Source organism: Streptococcus mitis (assembly GCF_009496205.1).
Classification (GTDB): Bacteria; Bacillota; Bacilli; order Lactobacillales; family Streptococcaceae; genus Streptococcus; species Streptococcus mitis_BN.
Genome location: NZ_WIJO01000074.1, coordinates 1 through 7,510 on the forward strand (window position 1 = coordinate 1; position 7,510 = coordinate 7,510).

General features: G+C 40.3%; 7 protein-coding genes and 3 pseudogenes. 6 read left to right on the plus strand and 4 right to left on the minus strand.

Annotated elements, in window-relative coordinates; translation table 11 throughout:
* Positions 1 to 256, plus strand: a pseudogene (locus GEZ85_RS10650) (transposase); the annotation flags it as partial.
* Between the two features lie 119 nt (positions 257 to 375).
* On the opposite strand, the gene GEZ85_RS10575 reads toward GEZ85_RS10650, so the two are convergent.
* A complete protein-coding gene (locus GEZ85_RS10575; RefSeq protein WP_239822382.1) occupies positions 376 to 522 on the minus strand; it encodes an LPXTG cell wall anchor domain-containing protein in 147 nt (48 codons plus the stop codon).
* A gap of 21 nt (positions 523 to 543) precedes the next feature.
* Positions 544 to 603 (minus strand): annotated as a pseudogene (locus tag GEZ85_RS10580) (LPXTG cell wall anchor domain-containing protein); the annotation flags it as partial.
* A 252-nt stretch (positions 604 to 855) separates the two neighbouring features.
* Between GEZ85_RS10580 and GEZ85_RS10435 the strand changes: the two are divergent.
* A pseudogene (locus GEZ85_RS10435) lies at positions 856 to 987 on the plus strand (IS30 family transposase); the annotation flags it as partial.
* 65 nt (positions 988 to 1,052) lie between these two features.
* Positions 1,053 to 1,682 (plus strand): MBL fold metallo-hydrolase, encoded by a 630-nt coding sequence (locus GEZ85_RS09405; RefSeq protein WP_153210131.1) that lies wholly within the window; start codon positions 1,053 to 1,055, stop codon positions 1,680 to 1,682.
* 94 nt (positions 1,683 to 1,776) lie between these two features.
* Here GEZ85_RS09405 and GEZ85_RS09410 read toward each other — a convergent pair whose 3' ends face one another.
* Positions 1,777 to 2,541, minus strand: coding sequence for a hypothetical protein (locus GEZ85_RS09410; RefSeq protein ID WP_153210130.1), 765 nt, complete (start codon positions 2,539 to 2,541; stop codon positions 1,777 to 1,779).
* A 59-nt stretch (positions 2,542 to 2,600) separates the two neighbouring features.
* Positions 2,601 to 4,493 (minus strand): endopeptidase PepO, encoded by a 1,893-nt coding sequence (pepO, locus tag GEZ85_RS09415; protein WP_153210129.1) that lies wholly within the window; start codon positions 4,491 to 4,493, stop codon positions 2,601 to 2,603.
* A 177-nt stretch (positions 4,494 to 4,670) separates the two neighbouring features.
* Between pepO and GEZ85_RS09420 the strand changes: the two genes are divergently transcribed.
* The 3 genes from GEZ85_RS09420 to psaA are packed head-to-tail and all read left to right on the plus strand — an operon-like array spanning position 4,671 to position 7,199.
* Positions 4,671 to 5,393: a metal ABC transporter ATP-binding protein gene (locus GEZ85_RS09420; RefSeq protein ID WP_153210128.1), complete on the plus strand. Its 723-nt coding sequence runs from the start codon at positions 4,671 to 4,673 to the stop codon at positions 5,391 to 5,393.
* Positions 5,390 to 6,238, plus strand: a complete 849-nt coding sequence (locus GEZ85_RS09425) for a metal ABC transporter permease (RefSeq protein WP_153210127.1) — start codon at positions 5,390 to 5,392, stop codon at positions 6,236 to 6,238. The genes GEZ85_RS09420 and GEZ85_RS09425 overlap by 4 nt, the downstream gene beginning before the upstream one ends.
* A gap of 31 nt (positions 6,239 to 6,269) precedes the next feature.
* Positions 6,270 to 7,199, plus strand: a complete 930-nt coding sequence (psaA, locus tag GEZ85_RS09430) for a metal ABC transporter substrate-binding lipoprotein/adhesin PsaA (protein WP_045611179.1) — start codon at positions 6,270 to 6,272, stop codon at positions 7,197 to 7,199.
* The last annotated feature ends 311 nt before the right edge of the window (positions 7,200 to 7,510 follow it).

The window sequence follows — 7,510 nt, forward strand, 5'->3', positions numbered from 1 at the left end:
TCAAAAGGGACTGTATATGAACGAACGCTATCAAAACTTGAAAGCTAAAGAATGTCAGGCGCTTTTATCTCCCGAAGGAAGACAGATTTTCGCTCAACGCAAGATTGATGTGGAACCTGTCTTTGGGTAGATAAAGGCTTGTTTGGGTTACAAGAGATGTAATCTGAGAGGGAAGCGTCAAGTGAGAATTGACATAGGGTTGGTACTTATGGCCAATAACCTCCTCAAATACAATAAGAGAACGACTCAAAATTAAAAAGCTAGAGTTCCGCAATTGGAAATCTCTAGCTTTTTTGTGGCTGAGAACTATTTTGTCTCAGGTTCTTTTCATTTATGAAATTGAATTCCTTTGTTTAATCTTTAATGATTAAAACATTAGTCTTCTTTTTTCTTGCGTGCCACAAGACCAAATCCGCTCAATACTCCAAGAAGTCCAAGAGCTGCTAGGCTAGAGTGATCTTCTGTACCAGTATTAGGAAATTCCTTAGCTGGTTTTGATGGTTTCGCAAGCTCTGGTTTCACAGAAGGAATAATTTTTTCATAAACATGAACTGTGTCGCCATTTGGAAGTTTCTTAGTCTCTACGAAGCGGTAATCTGGAATATCTCTCTTAGGAAATCTTTAAATTATATATAATATAAATCATTACAGTATATAATTTTATATGTTTTATCAGTAGCTGTATCGAATTCACACCCTTCTAAGCCATCTGAATGATAACGTATATTCTTCATTAAATAAACTCAAGGGTGAAGTTTTTTCAATTCCAAATTTGTAAAATTAAGCTAGACAGAAAAAGCCATCTATGTTAAGCTCAGATAAACTACCTCATTTTTCTGAAAGGAACTAACATAAATGACTTATACACATCTTACCACAAATGAACTCGTAATGATAGAGGTTCACTACAAATAAGGTATAAAAGCTCTTGGAAGATCAAAGCAGACCATCTATAAGGTTATCCAATTTTTCAAAGAAGGACTTTCTATATACTTTATTCCCCCTAACTGTGCTATACTTAGCTTAGTACATTCTTTGAGATTGGAGCTAGTATGAAAATCCATAAAACTGTGAATCCTATTGCCTATGAAAACACCTATTACCTAGAAGGTGAAAAACACCTCATCGTTGTTGACCCTGGTAGCCATTGGGAAGCCATTCGTCAGACAATAGAGAGCATCAACAAACCTATCTGCGCTATTCTCTTGACCCACGCCCATTATGACCATATCATGAGTCTGGACTTGGTTCGCGAGACTTTTGGCAATCCTCCAGTCTATATTGCAGAGAGTGAAGCCAGCTGGCTCTATACTCCCGTCGATAATCTCTCTGGACTTCCCCGCCACGATGATATGGCAGATGTGGTCGCAAAACCTGCAGAACACACCTTTGTCTTTCATGAAGAATACCAACTAGAGGAATTTCGTTTCACTGTCTTGCCAACACCAGGTCACTCTATCGGTGGTGTTTCTATCGTCTTTCCTGATGCTCACCTAGTCTTAACAGGGGATGCTCTTTTCCGAGAAACAATCGGACGGACCGACCTTCCGACTGGTAGCATGGAGCAACTCCTTCATAGCATCCAGACCCAACTCTTCACCCTGCCAAACTATGACGTCTATCCAGGGCATGGTCCAGCTACTACTATTGCTCACGAAAAGACCTTCAATCCTTTTTTCTAGCTAGCAAAAAACCAAGGAAACTTTTATCCTTGGTTTTTGTGTACTGCTATTTTGTGACTTTAGAATCTAGCCTAGTTTTAAATTTCATCAAATACTAGTTGACTGGTGCAAATTCTTTCCATTCAAATTTAGCTAAATCAAGTTCATTAGAAGAAATCCCTAAGATTTGCTCTGGCTTTTGATCACTACCAATTTGAAAGATTTCTTCTTTAATCTTCTGGACTCCGTCTTTATCAAAAGCATATAGACTTAAGTTCATTTCTGGTCGTGTTGACTGCCAGTCTGCATATCTGACTTGACCATTTTCATAGATAACTAAACTTGAACGAAAACCACCTGCAGAAGCTACATAAGCTGTATGAAGCAACTTGGGTTGTTTATTCTCTAAATAATAAATAGCTGAAACAAATTTTTCATCCCCAATAAGTAACTCGTCTTGACCATCCTTATTCAAATCAGCAATAACATATTTCCAATCTGGTGCATTTTTATAATCCATTCGAGAGAAAATCAAACCATATTCATCTGAAGCAATCTTGTGTTGTTTATTTTCCTCGTACAAATCTTCTCTATTACCTTGCTTTAAAAGGTCTGTATAATGATTGTACCGCCCTATTACTTCCTCGTACAAATCTTTTCCTGCTTCACTTTTCTTTTCCATTGTTGTTGACGGCGTTGCCATTGAAGAACTTGTACTAGTTTGACTCTCTGACTTCGTAGAGGTTTCCTTCTGTTCCTCTTTGGTAGAAGATGATTGTGTTGCCGAAGGTTCTATTTTTTCATCTTTTTTGTTTTCACCACAAGATGCTAAAACAAAAACAGTAAGAATAGCTGAAAATATCATTAAAAATTTCTTCATATTAACCTCTTTAACCCATCCTTTGCAGATTTACGGATTTTAGTATTAGATTCAATTCATTACCAAATAATCACGCGCTCCTCTGGCGAACGCCACATGCCGTCACCTTCTTTGACATCATAGGTTGTAAAGAAATCATCGAAGTTTGGTACTTGTACATTGACACGGAGTTTGGCTGGCGCGTGCACATCAACGCTAGCCAAAAGTTTCATAAATTCTGGACGACCTTTCATGCGCCAGATGCGACCGAAATTGTAGAAGAATTCTTCTGCTGAGAAGTCTGCTTCTCTCTTAGCTGCTTCAAGCGCTGCAGCGATTCCTCCCAAGTCAGCCACGTTTTCTGATACAGTCAATTTACCGTTGATGGTTGCTCCATAAGAATCTTGTCCATCAAATTGGTCAATAACTTTTTGTGTTTTCTCCTTGAAGGCAGCATAGTCACTCTCTGTCCACCAATCCTTGAGGCTACCATTTTCATCAAAGGAAGCTCCGTTGGTATCAAAGGCGTGGGAAATTTCATGAGCAATAACTGCCCCAATACCCCCGTAGTTAGCAGAAGATGACTGATGCAAGTCATAGAAAGGCGCCTGTAAAATAGCTGCTGGGAAGACAATCAGGTTCTTCTGTGGATTGTAGTAGGCATTGACCATATGAGCAGGCATGCCCCACTCCTTGTAATCTACAGGCTGGTTCCACTTGCTCCAACTGTGCTTGATTTCCACACGCGCAAAAGCTAGAGCATTGTCAAAAAGACTAGCATTTTCATCGACCACCTTGTCCTTATAGCGTTCTGGCAATTCTTCTGGGTAACCAATATAAGGCTTGATGACATTAAGTTTGACAATAGCCTTATCACGAGTTTCTGGAGTCAGCCAGTCATTTTTAGCCAAGCGTTCCTTATAGACGTCAATCATGGTTGCCACTTTTTTCTCCACATCTGCCTTGGCTTCTGGAGAGAATTTTTCATGGGCATACCAGAGACCTAAGGCTTGTTTGAATGGACCTTGTGCTAACTGGTAGGCTGCCTTAACCTTGTCTTTGGCTTCTGGAACTCCAGAAAGTGCACGACTGTAGGCACCTGACAAGACACGTATTTCTTCCGTTAAATAACTGGTAGAAAGATTGATAACACTCAAAATCAAGGTTGCCTTGAGGAGAGGCCAGGCTTCTTCACTGTAGAATTGCTCTGCTGCTTGCCAGAAACGTTCCTCGTCTACGATAACCTTGTCTGGCACTTGTCCAAGAACGGCTTGGAAGAAGTCATCCAAAGGTAGGGCAGGCGCAAATTTCTTGAAATCTTCGTAAGCATATGGATGGTAGAGTTTAGCATACTCTGAACTTTCTTCATTAGAGAGCACTACTGCCGCCACGCGACGGTCCAATTCTAGTCTTTTCTCCAGCAAGTCTTCAATTTCTTCATCAGAGAAATCATAAGCCTTGAGAAGATTTGCGCTAGTTTCTTTCCAAAGAGTCAAGAGCTCTTCGCGTTGAGGATGGTCTTCAGCATAGTAAGTCGTATCTGGCAGAATCGTGCTTGGAGCGCTAGCCCATAAAACGTTGATTCTGGCATCCATAAAGTCTGGCGATACACCAAAAGGAAGGAAGTTTGGTTTTCCAGCAAGTTCAAACTCTGCTAGTCTAGCTGTAAAATCCGCAAAAGTCTCTAATTCTTGGAATTCTTTAAGGAGTGGTAAGACAGGTGTGATACCGTCAGCTTCTCTCTTGTCAAAATCACGAACTAGGCGGTGGTATTTGACAAAGTTTACCAAGATAGCATCCTCAGGCACCTCTTCACCTGCCAACCACTTGTCTGTTGTCGCAAGCATCAAGTCTTCAATTTCCTGGTCTAAATCAACAAAACCTCCTGTTTGAGACTTATCTGCTGGGATGTCAGCTATCTTCTGCCATTCTCCATTGATTGCATCATAAAAATCATCTTGATAACGTGTCATCTTGTTCTCGCTTTCATTTGTACTTGTTTTTAGCTTAACAAAAATTGCTGGGGAATGCAATTAAAAATGAACTTTCCTTTTCCATCATTTTTCAGTTATTATTTTAATTTTTTCAAAAATTAACTTGACTTAATTTTTTTTTTAATGTATATTAAGAGACAGGAGGAATACAAGATTATGATACGTATCGAAAACCTCAGTGTCTCCTACAAAGAAACGTTGGCACTTAAGGATATTTCACTAGTGCTCCAAGGACCAACAATTACCGGTATCATTGGTCCAAACGGTGCTGGGAAATCAACACTATTAAAAGGGATGCTGGGAATTATCCCACATCAAGGTCAGGCATTTCTCGATGACAAGGAAGTTAAAAAATCCTTACACCGAATCGCCTATGTCGAACAAAAAATCAATATCGACTACAACTTTCCCATCAAGGTCAAGGAATGTGTCTCTCTAGGACTCTTTCCCTCTATCCCTCTCTTTCGAAGTTTAAACGCTAAACATTGGAAGAAAGTGCAAGAAGCCCTTGAAATCGTCGGGCTAGCTGACTACGCAGAACGGCAAATCAGTCAACTGTCTGGAGGTCAATTCCAGCGGGTCTTGATTGCCAGATGTTTGGTTCAGGAAGCCGACTATATCCTCTTGGATGAACCCTTTGTTGGGATTGACTCTGTTAGTGAGGAAATCATCATGAATACGCTGAGAGATCTGAAAAAAGCTGGGAAGACGGTTCTCATCGTCCACCACGACCTCAGCAAGGTTGCCCACTACTTCGATCAAGTCTTGCTTGTCAATCGAGAAGTGATTGCCTTTGGTCCAACCAAAGAAACCTTTACCGAAGCCAATCTCAAAGAAGCTTACGGTAATCGACTCTTTTTCAATGGAGGTGACCTATGATTGCAGAATTTATCGATGGATTGCAAAAATTCCATTTCTTACAAAATGCCTTGATAACAGCCATTGTCGTCGGGGTCGTAGCTGGAGCTGTAGGATGTTTCATCATCCTACGCGGGATGTCACTCATGGGAGATGCCATTTCACATGCTGTCTTACCAGGTGTAGCCCTCTCCTTCATCTTGGGCCTTGACTTCTTTATCGGAGCCATTGTCTTTGGATTGCTAGCTGCTATCATCATTACCTACATCAAGGGGAACTCGATTATCAAAAGCGATACCGCCATCGGCATTACCTTTTCTTCTTTCTTAGCCCTCGGTATCATCTTGATTAGTGTCGCTAAAAGTTCAACTGACCTTTTCCATATTCTTTTCGGAAATATCCTGGCCGTCCAAGATACGGATATGTTTATTACTATGGGTGTAGGAGCAGCCATTCTCTTGTTAATCTGGATTTTCTTCAAGCAACTCTTGATAACTTCCTTTGATGAACTCTTGGCCAAAGCCATGGGAATGCCTGTCAATTTCTATCACTACCTTCTCATGGTACTCTTGACTCTCGTGTCTGTGACAGCCATGCAAAGTGTCGGAACTATCCTGATTGTAGCCATGCTGATTACCCCAGCTGCAACTGCTTATCTGTATGCTAATAGCCTGAAAAGCATGATTTTCCTTTCCTCAACCTTTGGAGCGATAGCTTCAGTTTTGGGGCTCTTTATCGGCTATAGCTTTAACGTTGCGGCAGGTTCTAGTATCGTGCTCACAGCTGCTAGTTTCTTTCTCATTAGCTTCTTTATCGCTCCAAAACAACGATATTTGAAACTGAAAAATAAACATTTGTTAAAATAAGGGGCAAAACCCCAATAAATTGGAGGATCTAATGAAAAAATTAGGTACATTACTCGTTCTCTTTCTTTCCGTCATCGCTCTTGTAGCATGTACTAGTGGAAAAAAAGATGCAGCTTCTGGTCAAAAACTAAAAGTTGTTGCTACAAACTCAATCATCGCTGATATTACTAAAAATATTGCTGGTGACAAGATTGATCTTCACAGTATCGTTCCTGTTGGTCAAGACCCACACGAATACGAACCACTTCCTGAAGACGTTAAGAAAACTTCTCAAGCTGATTTGATTTTCTATAACGGTATCAACCTTGAAACAGGTGGCAATGCTTGGTTTACAAAATTGGTAGAAAATGCCAAGAAAACTGAAAACAAAGACTACTTTGCAGTCAGCGAAGGCGTTGATGTTATCTACCTTGAAGGTCAAAACGAAAAAGGCAAAGAAGACCCACACGCTTGGCTTAACCTTGAAAACGGTATGATCTTTGCTAAAAATATCGCAAAACAATTAAGCGCTAAAGACCCTAGCAACAAGGAATTCTACGAAAAAAATCTCAAAGAATATACTGATAAGCTAGACAAACTTGACAAGGAAGCTAAGGAGAAATTTAACAACATCCCTGCTGAGAAAAAACTCATTGTAACCAGCGAAGGATGCTTCAAATACTTCTCTAAAGCCTACGGTGTCCCAAGTGCCTATATTTGGGAAATCAATACTGAAGAAGAAGGAACTCCTGACCAAATCAAGACCTTGGTTGAAAAACTTCGCCAAACAAAAACTCCTTCACTCTTTGTAGAATCAAGTGTGGATGACCGTCCAATGAAGACTGTTTCTCAAGACACAAACATCCCAATCTACGCACAAATCTTTACTGACTCTATCGCAGAACAAGGTAAAGAAGGCGACAGCTACTACAACATGATGAAATACAACCTTGATAAGATTGCTGAAGGATTGGCAAAATAATACTCTTCGAAAATCAAATTCAAACCACGTCAGCGTCGCCTTGCCGTACTCAAGTACAGCCTGTGGCTAGCTTCCTAGTTTGCTCTTTGATTTTCATTGAGTATAAGCCTCTGAAAAACGTCATTCTCACATGAGCTGGCGTTTTTTCTATGCACACATTTCCGGTCAAATCATTGGAAAATTCGGCTCTGTGTCAACTGTAGTGGGTTGAAGAAAAGTTAAGATCGAGAAAGGACACATTTCGTCCTTTCTTTTTTGATGTTCAGAGCAATAAAAATCCGTTTTTTGAAGTTTTCAAAGTTTCGAAATCC